Source organism: Arenibacter sp. S6351L (assembly GCF_023016025.1).
Classification (GTDB): domain Bacteria; phylum Bacteroidota; class Bacteroidia; order Flavobacteriales; family Flavobacteriaceae; genus Arenibacter; species Arenibacter algicola_B.
Genome location: NZ_JALKBB010000017.1, coordinates 15,280 through 33,106, shown reverse-complemented (window position 1 = coordinate 33,106; position 17,827 = coordinate 15,280). Strand labels below are relative to the sequence as shown.

Annotated in this window: 15 protein-coding genes; 12 read left to right on the top strand and 3 right to left on the bottom strand. The window is 37.9% G+C overall.

The window, feature by feature from the left end:
- Positions 1-46: 46 nt before the first annotated feature.
- Together MWU82_RS14265 and MWU82_RS14260 are read left to right on the top strand one after the other, a co-directional pair.
- The gene (locus tag MWU82_RS14265; protein WP_247096884.1) at positions 47-886 is read left to right on the top strand and encodes a universal stress protein; all 840 of its coding nucleotides are present in this window, start codon (positions 47-49) and stop codon (positions 884-886) included.
- 54 nt (positions 887-940) lie between these two features.
- On the top strand, positions 941-2,023 hold the full coding sequence (locus MWU82_RS14260) for a mechanosensitive ion channel family protein (RefSeq protein WP_247096883.1): 1,083 nt from the start codon (positions 941-943) through the stop codon (positions 2,021-2,023).
- Between the two features lie 190 nt (positions 2,024-2,213).
- Here MWU82_RS14260 and MWU82_RS14255 read toward each other — a convergent pair whose 3' ends face one another.
- Together MWU82_RS14255 and acnA are read right to left on the bottom strand one after the other, a co-directional pair.
- Positions 2,214-2,720, bottom strand: coding sequence for a DNA starvation/stationary phase protection protein (locus MWU82_RS14255; protein WP_247096882.1), 507 nt, complete (start codon positions 2,718-2,720; stop codon positions 2,214-2,216).
- A 210-nt stretch (positions 2,721-2,930) separates the two neighbouring features.
- A complete protein-coding gene (acnA, locus tag MWU82_RS14250) occupies positions 2,931-5,705 on the bottom strand; it encodes an aconitate hydratase AcnA (protein WP_281502438.1) in 2,775 nt (924 codons plus the stop codon).
- A 621-nt stretch (positions 5,706-6,326) separates the two neighbouring features.
- On the opposite strand from acnA, the gene MWU82_RS14245 reads away from it, so the two are divergent.
- The 10 genes from MWU82_RS14245 (at position 6,327) to MWU82_RS14200 (ending at position 16,769) form a co-directional block, all read left to right on the top strand.
- Entirely contained in the window at positions 6,327-7,175 is an 849-nt protein-coding gene (locus tag MWU82_RS14245) for a universal stress protein (RefSeq protein WP_247096880.1), read from the top strand.
- Positions 7,176-7,276: 101 nt separating this feature from the next.
- The gene (locus tag MWU82_RS14240; protein ID WP_247096879.1) at positions 7,277-8,785 is read left to right on the top strand and encodes a catalase; all 1,509 of its coding nucleotides are present in this window, start codon (positions 7,277-7,279) and stop codon (positions 8,783-8,785) included.
- Between the two features lie 593 nt (positions 8,786-9,378).
- Positions 9,379-10,626 (top strand): amidohydrolase family protein, encoded by a 1,248-nt coding sequence (locus tag MWU82_RS14235; protein WP_247096878.1) that lies wholly within the window; start codon positions 9,379-9,381, stop codon positions 10,624-10,626.
- Positions 10,627-10,764: 138 nt separating this feature from the next.
- Positions 10,765-11,937, top strand: coding sequence for an MFS transporter (locus MWU82_RS14230; RefSeq protein ID WP_247096877.1), 1,173 nt, complete (start codon positions 10,765-10,767; stop codon positions 11,935-11,937).
- A 43-nt stretch (positions 11,938-11,980) separates the two neighbouring features.
- Positions 11,981-12,277: a nuclear transport factor 2 family protein gene (locus MWU82_RS14225; RefSeq protein ID WP_247096876.1), complete on the top strand. Its 297-nt coding sequence runs from the start codon at positions 11,981-11,983 to the stop codon at positions 12,275-12,277.
- 148 nt (positions 12,278-12,425) lie between these two features.
- Positions 12,426-13,349, top strand: a complete 924-nt coding sequence (locus tag MWU82_RS14220; RefSeq protein WP_247096875.1) for a ClpXP adapter SpxH family protein — start codon at positions 12,426-12,428, stop codon at positions 13,347-13,349.
- A gap of 30 nt (positions 13,350-13,379) precedes the next feature.
- Positions 13,380-13,688: a phosphoribosylpyrophosphate synthetase gene (locus tag MWU82_RS14215; protein ID WP_247096874.1), complete on the top strand. Its 309-nt coding sequence runs from the start codon at positions 13,380-13,382 to the stop codon at positions 13,686-13,688.
- An 8-nt stretch (positions 13,689-13,696) separates the two neighbouring features.
- The gene (locus tag MWU82_RS14210) at positions 13,697-14,581 is read left to right on the top strand and encodes a pirin family protein (protein ID WP_247096873.1); all 885 of its coding nucleotides are present in this window, start codon (positions 13,697-13,699) and stop codon (positions 14,579-14,581) included.
- Between the two features lie 746 nt (positions 14,582-15,327).
- A complete protein-coding gene (locus MWU82_RS14205; RefSeq protein WP_247096872.1) occupies positions 15,328-15,756 on the top strand; it encodes a hypothetical protein in 429 nt (142 codons plus the stop codon).
- 212 nt (positions 15,757-15,968) lie between these two features.
- Positions 15,969-16,769 (top strand): aspartate dehydrogenase domain-containing protein, encoded by an 801-nt coding sequence (locus MWU82_RS14200; protein WP_247096871.1) that lies wholly within the window; start codon positions 15,969-15,971, stop codon positions 16,767-16,769.
- Here the strand turns inward: MWU82_RS14200 and MWU82_RS14195 are convergent.
- A complete protein-coding gene (locus MWU82_RS14195; RefSeq protein WP_247096870.1) occupies positions 16,747-17,670 on the bottom strand; it encodes an NAD(P)-dependent oxidoreductase in 924 nt (307 codons plus the stop codon). The two genes, MWU82_RS14200 and MWU82_RS14195, sit on opposite strands and share 23 nt — an antisense overlap.
- Positions 17,671-17,827 lie beyond the last annotated feature (157 nt).

The following is a 17,827-nucleotide window of genomic DNA, read 5'->3' as shown; positions in this document are numbered from 1 at the left end:
AATGTTTATCGGGGTGCCTCAACTAAAAACTAATAAATCTATCCAGATGAAACAAATCCTTGTACCCACCGATTTCTCTGAAAACGCATGGAATGCCCTCCAGTATGGCCTTGACCTTTTTCATAATACTAAGTGTACGTTTTATTTGTTGCACGTAAATCCGGTAACAGGATATTCCGGAACAGGCTCTACCATTCAAAAAACGTCTCTTACCTTGAAAGAAAACCTTTTGAATACCAGTATGGGGGAATTGCGCACATGGATGGATCGTATCGAAAAACTTCCGGTGAATACAAAGCATATGTTCTTTCCCCTCATCCATTTTAACTATTTTATCGATACGGTAAAAAGTGAAGTACAACACAAGAAAATAGATCTTATCATAATGGGGACCAAAGGCGCTACAGGACTCAAAAAGGCAACTATTGGCAGTAATACAGGTGATGTAATTACTAGGGTAAGATGCCCTCTGCTCGCCGTACCCGAAGATGTGGAATATACGCGGCCCAAAGAAATCGTTTTCCCTACGGATTATCAGTTAGGCTACGACCTCAAAGTTTTGGATTCCTTGATAGAAATGATAAATATGAATAAGGCTGTACTAAGGATTTTGCATATTTCAAAAAAGGGAGAAGAACTTAGCCAGGAACAACGTGAAAATAAGGATTTTCTACAGGAATACTTATTGGATGTGGACCATAGTTTCCATTCGCTTACAGGTTCAAAACTTGAAACTGCCGTGCAATGTTTTACAGAAAGTAGAGATGTCGATATGATTTCAATGGTGGCCAAGAATCTCAATTTTTTCCAAAAGATTTTATTTCGGCCAGCAGTTGAAGAAATTAGTTACCATACCAAAGTGCCGTTTTTAGTGCTGCATGAATAAGGAAAGCCAATGAGAAATAACAATAAAGCGTAGAAATTATATTCCTTAATACCAATGATAGAATATTTCAAAACCCACATTTCGGACCTGATCTACGGATTAGTAATTATTTTGATAGTGGCTGTATTGCACCTATTGACCAATTTGCTGTACAAATGGCTATTGAAAAGGAGACTCAATAAGTTTGCAAGTCTGAATACAACACCCATTAATCTTATAAAGCGGGTAGTAAATACCCTATGGATTGTCCTAGGCCTTATCGCTCTCACCTTCATTTTTGTGGAAGAAGAAGAATTCGCTGCTATGAACGAGCATTTTAAACTAGTGCTGTATTTAGGTTTTGTAACTATTCTTACTATAGTTGCCGCAACTTCCGCCAATATGTGGTTTAAAAGAAGTATCAGAAGGAAGACCCAACACGGAGAAGATCCTACTAATTTTAAGTTTTTGCGTTATGTATCGGTCTATAGTATTTATATTACGGGAGCTCTTTTTGGTCTTTTGGCTATCCCATCACTTCACGGGGTTGCCCAGACTATTCTCGGCGGAGCTGGGGTCATTGCACTTATAGTAGGGGTGTCTTCACAAGAGGCACTTTCAAATCTTGTCGGTGGCTTGTTCATTATTTCTTTTAAGCCTTTTAAGGTGGGTGATGTCATTGAAATTAGCGACACTATGGTAGGTACCGTGACCGATATTACATTACGGCATACGGTAATTCGCAATTTTAAGAATAGGATGATCGTTATTCCTAATTCAATAATCAATAAAGAAAAATTGGTCAACTATGATCTTGGTGAGCAAAAATGTTGTGAGTATATAGAGATGAGCATCTCCTACGATAGCAATGTAGACCTAGCTAAAGCAATCATGCAGGAAGAATGCGAGAAGCACCCTCTGATTTACGATAACCGTACCGAGCTTGAAAAGCAAGACGGTATACCAATGATCAAGGTAGCCCTTGTCCAATTTGATGACTCTTCAGTAAAACTTCGTGCATGGGCATGGGCACAAAATTTTGGGGATTCCATTGCCATAAAACGTGATGTTTATGAAAGTGTCAAAAAACGTTTTGATACTGAAGGTATCGAGATTCCATTTCCTTATCGGACTATCGTAATTAAGGAAAAGGAATGATACTAAACTAAAATATAGACCAGCGATTAAATTAAGTTTGGAAAGCGGAAGTTAAAGTTCATTTTCCTATACGAAATAGGCCCAGTAACAGACTTGATTCAATTGCAAAAAAGCCACTCCCCTTTCCCTTTTTTTACAAAAAAGTTGAATGATGAGTGGCTTATAAATAACAAAACTCCACTACTTTGGATTATACTCCAAGTGGTTTCTTGTCAGTAGTTTGCTTTGATATACTTGCCCGAAGCATCCATGCCATTTCTTCGTGTTCCTGCAATATACCAGTCAAGAAATCGGCAGTGCCAACATCACCGAATTCCTCCTCCACCTGAGAAATATTCTCCCTTATGAACTGGATTATCGCATCGTGGTCCCCCAATAGCATTTTTATATAATCTTGGCTTGAATTACCAGTGTTCGACTTTTCGGTCAAATGGGTCAAGTCCAAAAATTGCTCTAAAGTAGCAGGGGCGTATGATCCAATTTTTCTCATTCGCTCCGCAACGCTATCGATGGTTTTTTTAATACTGTTGTAGTGTTCCTCAAAGAATAGGTGCTTCGTATGAAAATCGTGACCTTCAAGATTCCAGTGTGCACCCAATGTTTTAGTATACAGTACAAATTCGTCTGCCAATAATTTGGCCAGTACGTCCGCTACTTTTTCCCTATTCTCTTTTGTAATTCCAATGTTCGTTTTCATCTTATTTGAATTTAAATTAATAATTTTTTTATATTAAATTGATAACCTTATGTCATCCTATTATGATGTCGTCTTTAGGTATTATCCGTGTTCAGACACTTAATTTTTCAGAATCCACTTAGTCATATTTACATTGTACTATTTTGTATAAATGATATTTTATAGATTAAAATTAGGCAGGTTTGTGATTTGCCTATAAAAATGTTGCCTCTATTCCTCCAAAAATTGTCGAAGCACATATTGTAAAATACCGCCGTGTTTGACGTATTCAATTTCGATTTCTGAATCCAATCGGACGATCACCTCGAATGTGATTGCAGAGCCATCTGTTCTCCTAGCAATTACATCGAGTTCTTTACCCGGTTTGAGGCCAGATTCTATCCCTGTAATGGTAATGGTTTCATTCCCAGACAATCTTAAGCTTCTGGCATCTTCCCCTTTTTTGAACTTCAAGGGTAGTATGCCCATACCCACTAAATTGGAACGATGGATTCGTTCGTACGAACTGGCAATCACCGCTTTTACTCCTAATAAGCTGGCACCTTTGGCCGCCCAATCCCGTGAGGATCCGGAACCGTATTCACTGCCTGCCAGAACAATTAAAGGCGTTTTATTTTCCATATACTTAATAGCCGCATCGTATACGCTCATTTCCTTATTTTCGGGAAAATAGGTTGTAAAACCACCCTGTTTTGAAGCGATTTCATTCTTGATGAACACATTGGCAAAAGTACCACGCATCATCACTTCATGATTGCCCCTTCTAGAACCATAGGAATTGAACATGGTTCGCTCGATACCTTTTGACTTTAGGTATTGTCCTGCTGGACTTTCTTCGGAAAATGAGCCAGCTGGTGAAATATGATCAGTAGTGACCGAGTCACCCAACTTTATCAGTACTCTGGCATTGGCAATGTCCCCAAGCGGAACGGGTGTTTCACTAATGTTCTTAAAGAATGGGATTTCCTTAATATAGGTGGAATCTTCCTTCCATTCATAATCCAGTCCAGTGGGAGCTGCCAGGTTTTTCCATTGTTCTTCCCCATCAAAAATTACCGCATATTCCTTAGCATAATCATCCTTGGTCGTAGCATTTTCGATGGCCTCCTGAATTTCTCCTTGGGTGGGCCAAATATCCTTAAGATATACGTCCTGTCCATTTACGTCTTGAGTAAGAGGCTCCTCCAACAGGTTGACATCCACACGTCCTGCAATGGCATAAGCTACTACCAGCATAGGGGATGCTAAAAAGTTCATCCGTATTTTTGGATGGATCCTGGCCTCAAAATTCCGGTTCCCGCTCAGCACTGAAGCTGCCACAAGATCACATTCGTCTATGGCTTTTTCAATATGGGGTGGCAAGGGACCTGAATTACCTATACAAGTGGTACAGCCGTAACCCACCACATGGAATTTCAAGGCCTCAAGATGTTGCAAAAGACCTGCACGCCTTAAATAATTAGTTACGACCTTCGAACCGGGCGCCAAGGATGTCTTAACCCAAGGTTTTACATCCAACCCTTTTTCTATAGCTTTTTTTGCCACCAGACCTGCTCCCAACATGACCGAGGGGTTGGAAGTATTAGTACAGGATGTAATGGCAGCCACAACAATGGAGCCATCGCTTAGAGCATATTCTTGATTTCCCTTACTTATCCGGACGGAATGCAACGCTGTATCTTTCTGTACCGCTACTTCCACGTCATCGGCCACTTCCTTATCTCGGAATCGTTTGTTGAAACGGGTGCCAGAGCCACCCTCGGCATACCAGGTTTCACGCTCCTCCAAGGGTACATAATCCCTGCCATGCATTTCCTTAAGCAGATTGCCGAATTGATTTTTTAAATCTTTGACCAAAATTTTATCTTGTGGCCGCTTAGGCCCTGCTACCGATGGTTCTAATTTGGACAGGTCCACTCTAATTACATCGGAATATTCGATATTTTCTTTGCCCGTCCGCCACAATAAGTTGTTTTTACAGTATTGCTCCACCAAATCAATTTGTTTTTGGTCGCGATTGGTCTTTTCCATATACCGCAGTGTCTGATCGTCGATCGGGAAATAAGTAATGGTACATCCAAATTCCGGAGACATATTGGCAATGGTGGCACGGTCCGGAACGGACAAATGATCCAGACCGGAACCGAAAACTTCCACAAAGTCCCCAACAACGCCAAATTTTCGGAGTCGGTTGGTTATTTCGAGTACCATATCCGTAGCCGTAATACCTTCTGGCAGTTTGCCATTTAATTCTAAACCTATAACCTTGGGACTTGAAAAATAAATGGGCTGTCCTAACAGTGCCGCCTCCGCCTCAATACCACCAACACCCCAACCTACTACTCCAATACCATTGACCATAGGGGTATGTGAATCAGTGCCTACCAAAGTATCGGGATAGGCCCAACCATCCCTCGAAACAACACCCTTTGCCAGATATTCTAAATTCACTTGATGGCATATCCCCATTCCTGGAGGAACAACAGTAAAATCCTCAAAGGCGTTCTGTACCCATTTTAATAGTTCGTAGCGTTCACTATTACGCTTGTATTCAAACTCCACATTCTTCTTATAAGCATAATCAGTGCCAAAGAAATCGACCTGAACCGAATGATCAATAACAAGATCTACCGGTACTTTTGGATTAATCTTTGCGCCATCCTTTCCTTTGCGGATGGCTTCTGAACGGATGGCTGCAATATCGACCACAGCCGGTACCCCTGTAAAATCCTGCATGAGCACTCGAGCCGGTTTATATGGAATAGATGCATCGCTGCCCTTTGAATTCCAATTAATCAGGTTTTCGATATGCGCATCTGTTACCAAGAATCCATCATAATTTCTCAAGGCGTTCTCCAATAGAATACGAATGGAGAACGGTAATTTCATTACCTGCGGGTGCATCTTGGCTACCTTATCGAGACTGATGATATCGAGTTTTTTGCCTTCTATCTTTAATGTGTTTTTGAAAGAATTTTTATCCATTTTCATATCTGTTGAATTTATTTGGGTATGAGAAATTATATTAAACATTTTGGTCGAATTCTCTTTGTTAATGATTTTATGGCATTGACCATTTTCCTGTGATTAACAACTATTATGACCACGTACCTTTAATCTTTAATGGCGTCCAAAAATTTCTTTGATTGGCAAAACTAGGCTCTTCTTTCCGGATGCGAAATGATTACGATCAGTCCCTATGAAGATTTGTATCCTTCCATAATCTGAGGTGACCAATATCATTTCGTTTGGATTAAATCAATCTTATTTTCGCATTAAATTAAAACGCCATGCGAACGGTTTCACTGCCTGCACATTTTCGGCAAATGTTATTTTCGATTTAAAATAATGCCTGTCAATTATTGAAATACGCGATTAGCAAAATTTTAATAGTGAATGACCATACCATTAAAGTATGTCAAACAATATTCTGAGGGGATTTTGTTGAAGAATTAAAATTGACCAAGATAGAATGCTATCTATTTTGTTGTCCTGGCACAAACCTTAATTACAAAATAAGGTATGTAGTTAAAGGTACCCTTTTTCGTACTCAGAAACAATACTTAATTAATGATTTTAGAAGTACAAAACATAAAAATTGAACAAATGAAAAAAATAATCCTGCCCACCGATTTTTCCGAGAACGCGTATAATGCCATACGTTATGCCGTTGAACTTTTTAAGGACGAGGAGACAACCTTCTATTTACTCCACACCTATACCCCACCTATTTTTCAAGTGGAGTATGTATTTCAGAGCCCAAGCCAAAGCAATCTCGAAGACCTCTATCAAACAAGGGCAATGAAGCAATTGGAAGCATTAAAACAGCGGTTAAAAGACGAATTTAAAACTCCGGGACATATCTTTAGGATGCGGGCAGCCTTTAATACATTGACTGACGAAATTCTTTTAATCACGAAAAACGAAAATGTAGATTTGGTCATTATGGGAACCCAGGGGGTCACCAAAGCAAAAGAAATCCTATTGGGCACCAATACCACCCAAGTAATTAACAAGAGCCTTTGTCCTGTTATTGCGGTGCCCTCTGAATTTAGATATAGGACCCCGGAGGCCATTCTATTTCCGACGGATTATGAAATAAATTATGATAGGGAAAATTTGCAACAATTGTTGGACATCTCCAAAAAGTATGGGTCGACAATAGATGTTCTTCATATAACTTCAGGCTATGAATTATCGGAAGAGAAATTGAGGAAAAAACAAAAACTAAAAGATATCCTTGTACCTATCGACCTCATTCTTAACGACCTTCCAGATCAAGGAGTTATTGAAGCTATTAATCAATTTCAGGCTAAGAAAGAAATAGATTTTTTAGTTATGGTACGCAACAAGCATACCTTTTTCGAACGTATGTTCGTTGAACCTATCATCAAAAAAATTGGGTTTCATATTGAAATACCGTTTATGGTGATTCCGCATGCCGATAAAATGTGACGTGGGCAGTTGCTGGAGGAATTAAAAAGTTGATGCACTGGTTTTTATCATTTAACTTGTGCGTAACTAGTTGCATACATCATTTTAAAAACTAAAAAGTAATGGAGGAAAAAAAATCAAAACTTACGAGACAAACTGGAGCTCCAGTTGGGGATAATCAAAACGTACAAACGGCAGGGCCACGTGGGCCAATGTTGATGCAGGATGCTTGGTTTCTTGAAAAAATGGCAAACTTTGACAGAGAGGTAATTCCCGAAAGAAGAATGCACGCAAAAGGCTCAGGTGCTTTCGGTACTTTTACGGTTACACACGATATTTCACAATACACCAAGGCCGATATTTTTGGCAAAATCGGAAAGAAAACAAAAATGTTTAGCCGTTTTTCTACCGTTGCCGGAGAAAGAGGGGCTGCCGATGCCGAAAGGGATATCAGGGGTTTTGCGCTTAAGTTTTATACCGAAGAAGGAATCTGGGATTTAGTCGGAAATAATACTCCGGTATTTTTCTTTCGTGACCCTATGAAGTTTCCAGACTTGAATCGTGCAGTAAAACGCGACCCGAAAACTAACTTAAGAAGTGCCAACAATAACTGGGACTTCTGGACTTTGCTTCCAGAATCATTACATCAAGTTACCATAACAATGAGTGATCGTGGTATTCCAAAAGGCTATAGGCATATGCACGGATTTGGAAGCCATACCTTCAGCTTTATCAACAAAAACAATGTAAGGCACTGGGTGAAATTTCATTTTGTAAGTCAGCAGGGAATTGAAAATCTTTCTGACGGGGAGGCAATGAAAATAGTTGGTTCGGACAGGGAATCATCACAAAGAGATCTTTTTGATGCTATAGAAAAAAAAGATTTCCCGAAATGGAAAATGTTTATTCAAGTTATGACGGAAAAGCAAGCGAAAACGTACCGCTTCCATCCCTTTGACTTGACCAAAGTTTGGTACAAAAAAGATTTTCCGTTAATTCCTGTCGGTGAATTTGAGTTGAACAGAAACCCAGAAAATTATTTTCAGGATGTAGAGCAAGCTGCTTTTAACCCGACAAATATTGTTCCTGGAATTGGTTTTTCACCAGATAAAATGCTTCAAGGAAGATTGTTTTCTTATGGAGATGCACAACGTTATAGATTGGGGGTAAATCATTATCAGATACCTGTAAACAAGCCTACTTGTCCTTATCACTCCAATCATAGGGATGGAACAATGCGTGTAGATGGAAACCATGGGGGCACTTTACATTACGAACCAAACAGTTACGGCGAATGGCAGGACCAACCAAACGCAAAAGAACCGCCTTTGGAATTGGATGGTAGTGCCTATGCTCACAATTTCAGGAATGATGATGAGGATTACTTCACACAGCCGGGCGATTTGTTCCGCATCATCAAAGCCGATGGCAAAGCGGATTTGTTATTTAACAATACAGCTGCCCAAGTGGGTGGTGCAGATAAATTTATACAGATCCGCCATATCAGAAACTGTTTTAAAGCTGACCCTGAATATGGAAAAGGTGTGGCAAAAGCACTTAATTTAACCATGGATGAAGTAAACAGCTTCGACATGACCCCATATGACAAATGGGCACCGAGACCTTCCTAGAGATAGGGTTTCTTACAAATTATTCGACATGATATTGATCATTGCCATAGATAGCGGAGAATCGCATATTTGTGGCAATGTTTTTTACGGGTAGAAGTTATATCAAAATTGAAAGGCTTTAAAGTATCGACAAAATTCATGGGATGGAAAACCTGCGGCAATTACAAGTGTTTCCATTGGAAATATCAGCGGATGTGGAGCCAATCACCATTTAAGGCAATCGCCAACTTTCGTAAATGTACACACCATGCCCAGCTAGAAGCTTACCTTGGAGGAGCTGCAGCACTTTTTGATGATAATTGTAAGCGGACTACTCTACCAACGATTTCGTGAAGAGCTTTATAAAGCTTTTGAAAAATGGATTGATACGAATGCGAAGTAATAATGAGTGTATTTTTTTAATATCTATTATCATAATAGGCTCCAGAAAATCTAAGTAACTGACTGTTTATTAATTATATCAAGAAAACATGAAAATTAAGGCTGTAGATAGTTTATGCTACGAAAGTTTTCTTGATTGAAGTCCATTTTGGATTGGAAACTTAAACAATTACTGAAAATAGTATGTAGCACTAATATAAAATGAAAGTAAAATGAAAAAGAAGTTCTTTAATGCGAATATTTATCGCAATGATACAGCATCTGAAATAATGGTAGACAATGGAAGAATCATTCAGATCGAAACCAATTTACCGAAATGCGTAGAAGAAATAGACCTTCAAGACAAACTTGTGTTGCCTCCTTATGTTGATCCGCATTTGCATTTAGATTATGTATATACATTATCTGAACTTGGGCAAGAGGGAGCTGGTTCAGGAACTTTGTTCGAAGCCATTGAATTATGGCCAAAATTCAAAGAAACTTTGACTGTGGAAAGCGTTAGAAGACTTGCTATGAAGGGAATAAAGGACGAGGTATCCCAAGGGGTGCAACACATTCGTACCCATATAGATGTTACAGATCCAAACTTTACGGCACTAAAAGCGATGCTGGAAATCAAAGAAGATCTAAAAGAAACCGTGGATATTCAAATAGTGGCCTTTCCACAACAAGGTATGTACATGTATAAGGGAGGACGTGATTTAGTGGAAGAAGCGCTGAAAATGGGTGCCGATGTTGTGGGAGGAATTCCACATTATGAACCTGCAAGAGAATTTGGAGACAAATCCGTTCATGATATTGTTAATCTTGCTTTGAAATACGACAAAATGATTGATGTACATTGTGATGAAACAGATGATACTCATTCACGTTTTGTGGAGCTATTAAATGCTCTTGTCCTTATGGAAGATTACGGCACCAGAACTACTGCAAGTCATACATGTTCCTTTGGTTCTGCGGATAATTCATATGCCTTTAGAATGATGGACTTATTCCAAAAGAGCAAGATGAACTTTATCTCTTGTCCAACTGAAAATGCCTATTTACAAGGCCGTCAAGATACCTATCCTAAGCGTCGTGGATTAACAAGAGTGAAAGAATTTAAAGAATCAGGAATTAATGTTGCTTTTGCACAAGATTCAATAAACGATCCATGGTATCCAATGGGTAATGGCAACATGATGAATATTCTTGACAATGGAATTCACTTAGCTCAGACTATGTCTCCAGAAGAGATAAAAACAAGTTTTGATTTAATTACGTATAACGGCGCACGATGTTTAAATATCCAGGAAAGCTATGGCTTAGAAGTGGGTAAATCAGCGAATTTCATCGTTTTAAATGAAAGTTCTGTTTATGAGTCTATCCGTAAAAGAGTAGATGTATTAGCATCTGTACGCAATGGTGATTTCTTATTCCGTCATAAAGAAATGGCGTATGATATTCCTTTGAACCTATAAATCTGTTTTTCTTATTAATAGTAAAACATAAAAATCAGAAAAAGACTGTGGCCGAGGCCTCTTTAGTTTTGTGCTTTTCTTAGTACATAAAAACCAAAAAGGCTTCGGTCACTTTGAATACTTATAAAAAATGAAACTATGAGCCAACAAAATTTCACGGAACAAGCAAAAAGTGTGTTTCCATGGCTGATTATGATTTTGATGTCATCGGTAACTTTTGTGGGAATACTTTCAGAGTTGATGCCTTCGGGTGTGCTCCCTCTAATGATGGCCGATTTAAATATCAGTGAGGTACAAACAGGAAATCTGGTGGGTTACTATGCCATTGCTTCCGCTATTTTTGCTATTCCTCTAATTTCAATGACCATGCAATTCAACCGCAAATATTTGTTGATGATATTACTTGGTGGGTTCGCTATTTCAAACATCATAGCAGGACTTGTTTACGATTATAACATTATTATTGTTCTTAGGGTTATCGGTGGAATTTGTGCAGGGGTAATGTGGCCAATGATTGCTGCTTATGGAATGCGACTGGTAGATGAAAATAATCATGGAAAAGCTATCGCAGTAATTATGGCAGGAACAACATTAGGAATTAGTGTTGGAATGCCTATCATGACCTCCATTGGTAATGATTATGGCTGGCGAACAGAATTAATTGGACTTGGAGGCTTTATTATCCTTATTGGTTTGATCAGTTTTTTTGCATTGCCCTCAATATCAGGAGAGAAACTTACTAAAAGTTCCTCACCATTTGCACTCTTAAAAATACCGGCAGTTCTACTTGTGCTACTGCTTACGCTACTTGGCGTTATTGCACACTATGGTGTCTATGTGTATATCACAAGCCTTGTTGATGAAATTCAGCTTGCAGGAGGTGTTGAAAGTGCCTTATTATTTTTTGGAATAGGATCATTGATTTCGGTGTTGTTGGCTGTAAAATACACCGATAAACACTTGAGACTGTTGACTATATTAATGTTTGCCTTGCTGATTATCTCCATGGTTATTTTTATATGGTATGGAGGAACAAAAGGGATGGGACATTTTGCTTTCTTTTTATGTGGACTTTCATTTGGTCCGTTGATAACCTTGTTACAGGCAGCCGTAAGCAGACAGGTTGAAACTGCCAAAGACGTGGCCACATCATTGCAGTCCTCTGTATTTAACTTATCCATTATGATCGCATCATCGGTTGCAGGCCTGTTGCTCGGAATTTATTCTCCCATGAGCCTGGTTTATTTTGCAATTGCTTTGTCTATTCCAGGTATAATCATTTCCTATTTTTCCAAGAAGACTTTAAGTTGATGTTTGTAAAGATATTTAGATTGAAAAATTAAAACGAAGTAATATGAAAAATTCAGCAAAAGCAGTAATAGAAAAAATGTTGGTGGCGTTTGGTAGTGGCGATGTTGAAAAATTCGTGGCAACAGTTGCCGAAGACACAGTATGGAGTTATCACGGTACACAAATTATTCCTGCAGGAACTTTTGAAAAGAAGGAAGGTGTAAGAACATTTTTTACTAATATTATCGAAAGAATTAAAATCATCAATTTTGAGCCACAACAATATATCGTTGAAGGGAATATGGTTGTTGTACTATCCAAAGAACATCAAAAAGTAAAACAATATGGAAGGGGATTATAACAAAAATGGGTACAGATATATACCTTTAAAAACGATTTAATTTCAACAATGGAGGAGTATGCAACTTCGGAAGAAGTAAGTTAATTTAATAACATTGATTTCTTTGGGAAACATAACACATTATAAGAGGTAATTAAAAACAAAAAATATGAATAACGAAACATCAAAAAATAATCCGCTTTTATGCGACATTGAAACCGGAATGTGTGAAACATCCGCTGAAAATACAGACATCACATCCAACAGTAATTTCCAATCAACAGAAAAATCTGTAAAGCTAATTTATTATACGGATCCAATTTGCTCCTCATGCTGGGGAATAGAACCACAATTGCGGAAACTTAAATTGGAATATGGCAATGCTATTGAGATAGAATATAGAATGGGAGGCTTATTACCAGACTGGAGTTATAACAGCGGTGGAATTGGCAAACCTTCAGACGTAGCTTTGCATTGGGACGAAGTAAGCGTGCATTACGATATGCCTATTGACGGAGACCTCTGGCTGGAAGATCCTTTGGACTCTTCTTATCCCCCATCCATAGCATTTAAAGCTGCACAAATGCAAGACAATGAAAAAGCAATTCTATTTCTTAGGGAGATTAGGGAAATGGTTTTTCTACAAAAGAAAAATATTGCAAAGTGGGAACATTTAGAAGTTGCTGCTAAAAAAGTAGGTTTAAATATTGCGCTGTTTAAAACCGACTTTGAAATTAATGCAAAGTCTTTGTTCGAAGAAGATTTAAAATTGGGAAGTGAATTGGGGGTAAGAGGATTTCCTACAATGTTCTTTTTAGATGATTCTGGTAATAAAGAAATTGTTTACGGCACAAAACCTTATGCTTTTTACGAAATGGCCATTCTCAAACTCAATCCGAATGCTAATAAAAGTGAGTTCGGTAAAAATTGGGAAACACTCTTCTCGATATATCATTCGCTCACGGCAAAAGAGTATGCTCAACTTTCAGGAACGCCAAGAATCGAAAGCGAAAAGATATTGAATGGACTTTCCGGTATAGGAAAATTACAAAAGTTGACAACAAAAAACGGGTCTATTTGGACAATTAAATAATATCACAATAACAAATATAACTATCTTACAATGGGAAAATACACAACTTTATCTGAAGCCATTAATGACCTAACAAAAAAAGGCTTTACTTATAATTTTAATATGAAGGAAGATTGTATTGAATGTGCTGAAAATCAATATCAATTACAGCCCAAAGAATTTAATATCGATAAAAAACACCGTTTTCAAGAAATGTCGGATGTTGACAATGAAAGTGTTTTATATGCCATTTCTTCAAAAGAAGGCGGTTTAAAGGGGCTTTTAGTAAACGCATACGGTATTTATGCAGATTATAGATCTTTTAAACTGGTTCAAAAACTAAACAGACCAAATAGGTAATTTTAATTATGTCAAACATCAAACTGATTATAGAAGAAAGAGCCGCAAGCATCGGGAAGTTTATGGTAGGTCGTTTATTGCCATTTAGACAAAAAAGAATGGTGGGACCCTTCATTTATATAGACCACATGGGGCCAGTTAAATTAAGTGAACGAGACAACTTTGATGTGCTGCCTCATCCACACATTGGACTTTCAACCCTTACTTTTTTATTTGAAGGCAGTATTATGCACAGGGATACCTTGGGCAACGAAGTAGAAATAAAACCAGGTGCGGTCAACTGGATGACAGCAGGACAGTGGATTGTACATTCAGAACGAACACCTGAGTACTTGCGAAAATCCCAACTATATATGCACGGTTTACAAATCTGGGTAGCACTGCCAAAAGCTCTGGAACAAATGGAACCACAATTTTCCCATATTGAAGAGAAAGAAATTCCAAGATGGACAGAAGGTGACCTGCAATTTAAACTGGTGGCTGGAGAAGCGTTTGGAAGACAATCACCAGTGCCTGTTTTTAGCAAATTGTTTATGCTCGAAATAAAAAGCAGATCCAAACAAGTTGTAAATATTGGTAATGAGCTTTATGGTGAAGCAGGTTTATACATTCTTGAAGGAGCCATTGAAAGTGAAGGGAACATTTATGACCCTAAGCAGTTATTAGTGGCAAAAGACAGTACCCTTTGCGAATTTACAATTCAGGAAAATAGCACCATTTATATTTTTGGTGGTGAGCCTTTTCCCGAAGAACGATTTATTGACTGGAACTTTGTTTCATCCAACAAAGATCTAATTGAACAAGCCAAGCAGAAATGGAAGTCACAATCATTTCCTAAAATTAAAGGAGACGAAACGGAATTCATTCCTTATCCATCATATACTAAAAAATAGAAAACTTGTAATTGTCCATTAGCCTAAAAATATTCCTGTTCTTCTATTAGGAATATTGAAAAAATAATAGTAAATGTAGATTAGCATTAACCCAGTTTCACTGATGCGGCCAGGCGCAACATTTTACCGCTTAAGTAAAACATACATTGTAATTGTTGCAAAATACATTGTGCCTCTTGGAGATGGTACAATTATAGTTCATTCAAGTTGTTTCGAGTGATTTCAGATTTTACACGTTCTTCTTGAAGTATGGACGTAAGCACTTAGTTTTTAAACAAAAACTCCACTATTCCCGCAACCAGGTTTGTACCATACCATCGTTCTTCCTATTATCTTCCTTGTGCACTTTGGCAAGTTCAGTGACCACAATGAAATGGCAAGGTAACAAAATTATTTTCTAATGTTTGTACCGCTAGCGGCTGACCATAGTCATTTCAAAGTTTATAAAAGTACCCTAAATTAGACCTTTAACCTAAAGTAATCGTTATGGACAAAATGATATTACTATTTGCCCATTTTCAAGGAACGATTTCAAAGCCATTTGCACACAGTGGGTCTGATTTGGAAACGAGTGTACCTTTTGTTTTCACTGGGCAAATGAAGTTGACAGGATACCTTTGACGGTACTTTATTTAGATAAAGCTCAGGTTGTTGTAGTATGTCAACGGAAATAAAATGTGCTTTTTTAAGTCTTAGTTATCTGTTTTGATTGAAACAATACAAATTATAAACATAATCTAATTAAAATGAAAAATAGTAACACTACCCTAAGCCGGCCTCAGAAAATTGAGAAGCTACATTGGCACGTTCAGCATTGGAGATCAGACTTGAATTTCATGAAAGATGAAACTATCTTTATTGAACGGCTTTTGAACGCCCCTATTTTTGAATCGAACACACCGGACCTGTTCGGAAAGCTGCATGACTATCGAAATCGACTGGTGACATACAAGTCACGAAAAAATAAATTGATGCATCTAATTTCAACCCATGAAAAGCAGCTTGGCAGGGTTATGGAAAATAATACTGAAAATGTCGTTACCGATTTTTATCATAAACACGATGACCTGGAAATGGAGCTTTTGGATTGTACAGATAATTTCAAAAGCCTTAAGTCGGAGATCTATAATTTTATTCAAGGGAACTTAAAAAACTGCGAAGTAAATGTAAATTGATGTTAATCCAGTTTCACTGATACTACCAGATTGAGTATTTTGCCACCGAGGGAAATAAGACACTATCCCACATTTAATAAAAATGTAACCATGTCGCCGTGGGATGCAAAAAACATATTTCCAGCTTAATAATTACGTATTTTAACGCACTAATGAAACTCTTATTTCATGACTATTCGGTCTAAAATTATGTTCTCTACATATATCATCTTATGAAATCAAAAACACTTGCCATTGTAGGCTGCGGAAAACTTGGGAAAATTGTTGCAGAAGCCTTTACGAAAGGATTATTAAACGATTATAAGCTTATTGGAACCTATTCAAGAACCTTTGAAAAAGCCCAAACTATGGCAAATTATATTAATGGTTCAAACATGGGCTATTCTTGCGAACCTTGCCGTTCCATTGATCAATTGCTCGCGCTTGAACCCAATTATATCGTTGAAACAGCCTCACCGGCTTCGTTGCGAGAATTGGCATTGCCAGCTTTAAAAAGTGGGACGTCCATAGTAACACTTTCTATAGGTGCCTTTGCGGATAATGAATTTTATGAAACGGTAAAGAAAACAGCTTTAGAAAATGGTACCCGTGTACATCTTGCCTCAGGAGCCATTGGCGGCTTTGATGTATTACGTACCGTATCCTTAATGGAGGAGAGCCATGTAACTTTTGAAACTAAAAAAGGACCACATCCTTTAAAAAACACAGTGGTTTATCACCCTGCACTACAAACCGAAACACATAGGGTTTTTGAAGGTGATGCTATTGAAGCCATAGCGCTTTTTCCAACACAAGTAAACGTTGCCGTGGCAGCTTCTTTAGCCTCAACGGGTCCTGAAAATGTTAAAGTATCAATAGACTCAATTCCTGATTTTGTTGGTGATGACCATCGAATTGAAATTAAAAGTGCTCAAATTCATGCCGTAATTGATGTATATAGCAAAACAGCACAAATCGCAGGTTGGAGTGTGGTTAACACATTGCGAAATATTACTTCGCCAATTGCTTTTTAGTATATTCTCTTAAGTTGGCTAAAACCTTTTCACTTAATCTGCGAAATGCTTGTTGGGTTCTGCCAGTAGATACTTGCAAGCAATTTACGTTTGAATATTTTAATAATTTTTCGTCACCTAAGGCCCCTAACGTATCACAATACACTAAGTTACTCCCTGAATTAAGCCATTTTTCAAAAGGTTTCGCATCCCAGGCAGGAGACAATCCAGTGTTGAATAATATTTTACGGTTGCCCAGTATTTCAAACTCAGTCTCGTGTAATAGAATCGTATTTTTATTCAAACAAGTAATGATAACTTCATTTTTGAGAAGTAATTCTTGTAGTGACAAAAATTCATATCCTTTTGCCTTAGCCGCTTCTTTTTCACTTCTGGCGAAATAAGAAATTTCAGCACCAAAAAAGTGTAAGGCATCTGCTATCATGCCTCCAGATTTCCCTAAACCGATAATACCTGCTTTTATTCCAGTAATTTCCCTTGGAATCCCATCCCATGGTTTTCTTGGTTTTCCATCGGGTGTGTTTCCAAAACCATGCAAACATCTAACTAATTCGCTAATAACGTATTCCACAACACCCTCATCTCCATAATCACGAACTCCTTTAACCGTAATACCACGAGAATTTGCATAATTAATATCCACATTGGCACTTTCTGGAGAATATAATGAGCAACACATACCTATATATTTCACATTTGGGCAACGCTCTAATACATTGCGACCTAAATTCGTTCTATGACTTAATAAAACGGCATCAGCATCACCAATACGCTCCACAATCTCATCCACGCTGGAAGGCTGATCCGTATATAAAATCAGCGTTTCCGCAAAAGATTCTAATTTTAAATTTGCGGTTGGAATCAATTCCAAAGGTTCTATCCCTACAAGTCTTTTGAACATGAAATGGTGGTTTTTAATGTTTTGATTAATTACATTTACTGCAACATAACCATAATCTTCTGATTGAGAGATTTTTTAGCTAAAATTTAATATTAATTGTATTTTGGATTGGACCAGATTAGTTTTTTGTTATATAATTTACAGCCAATACACTCCC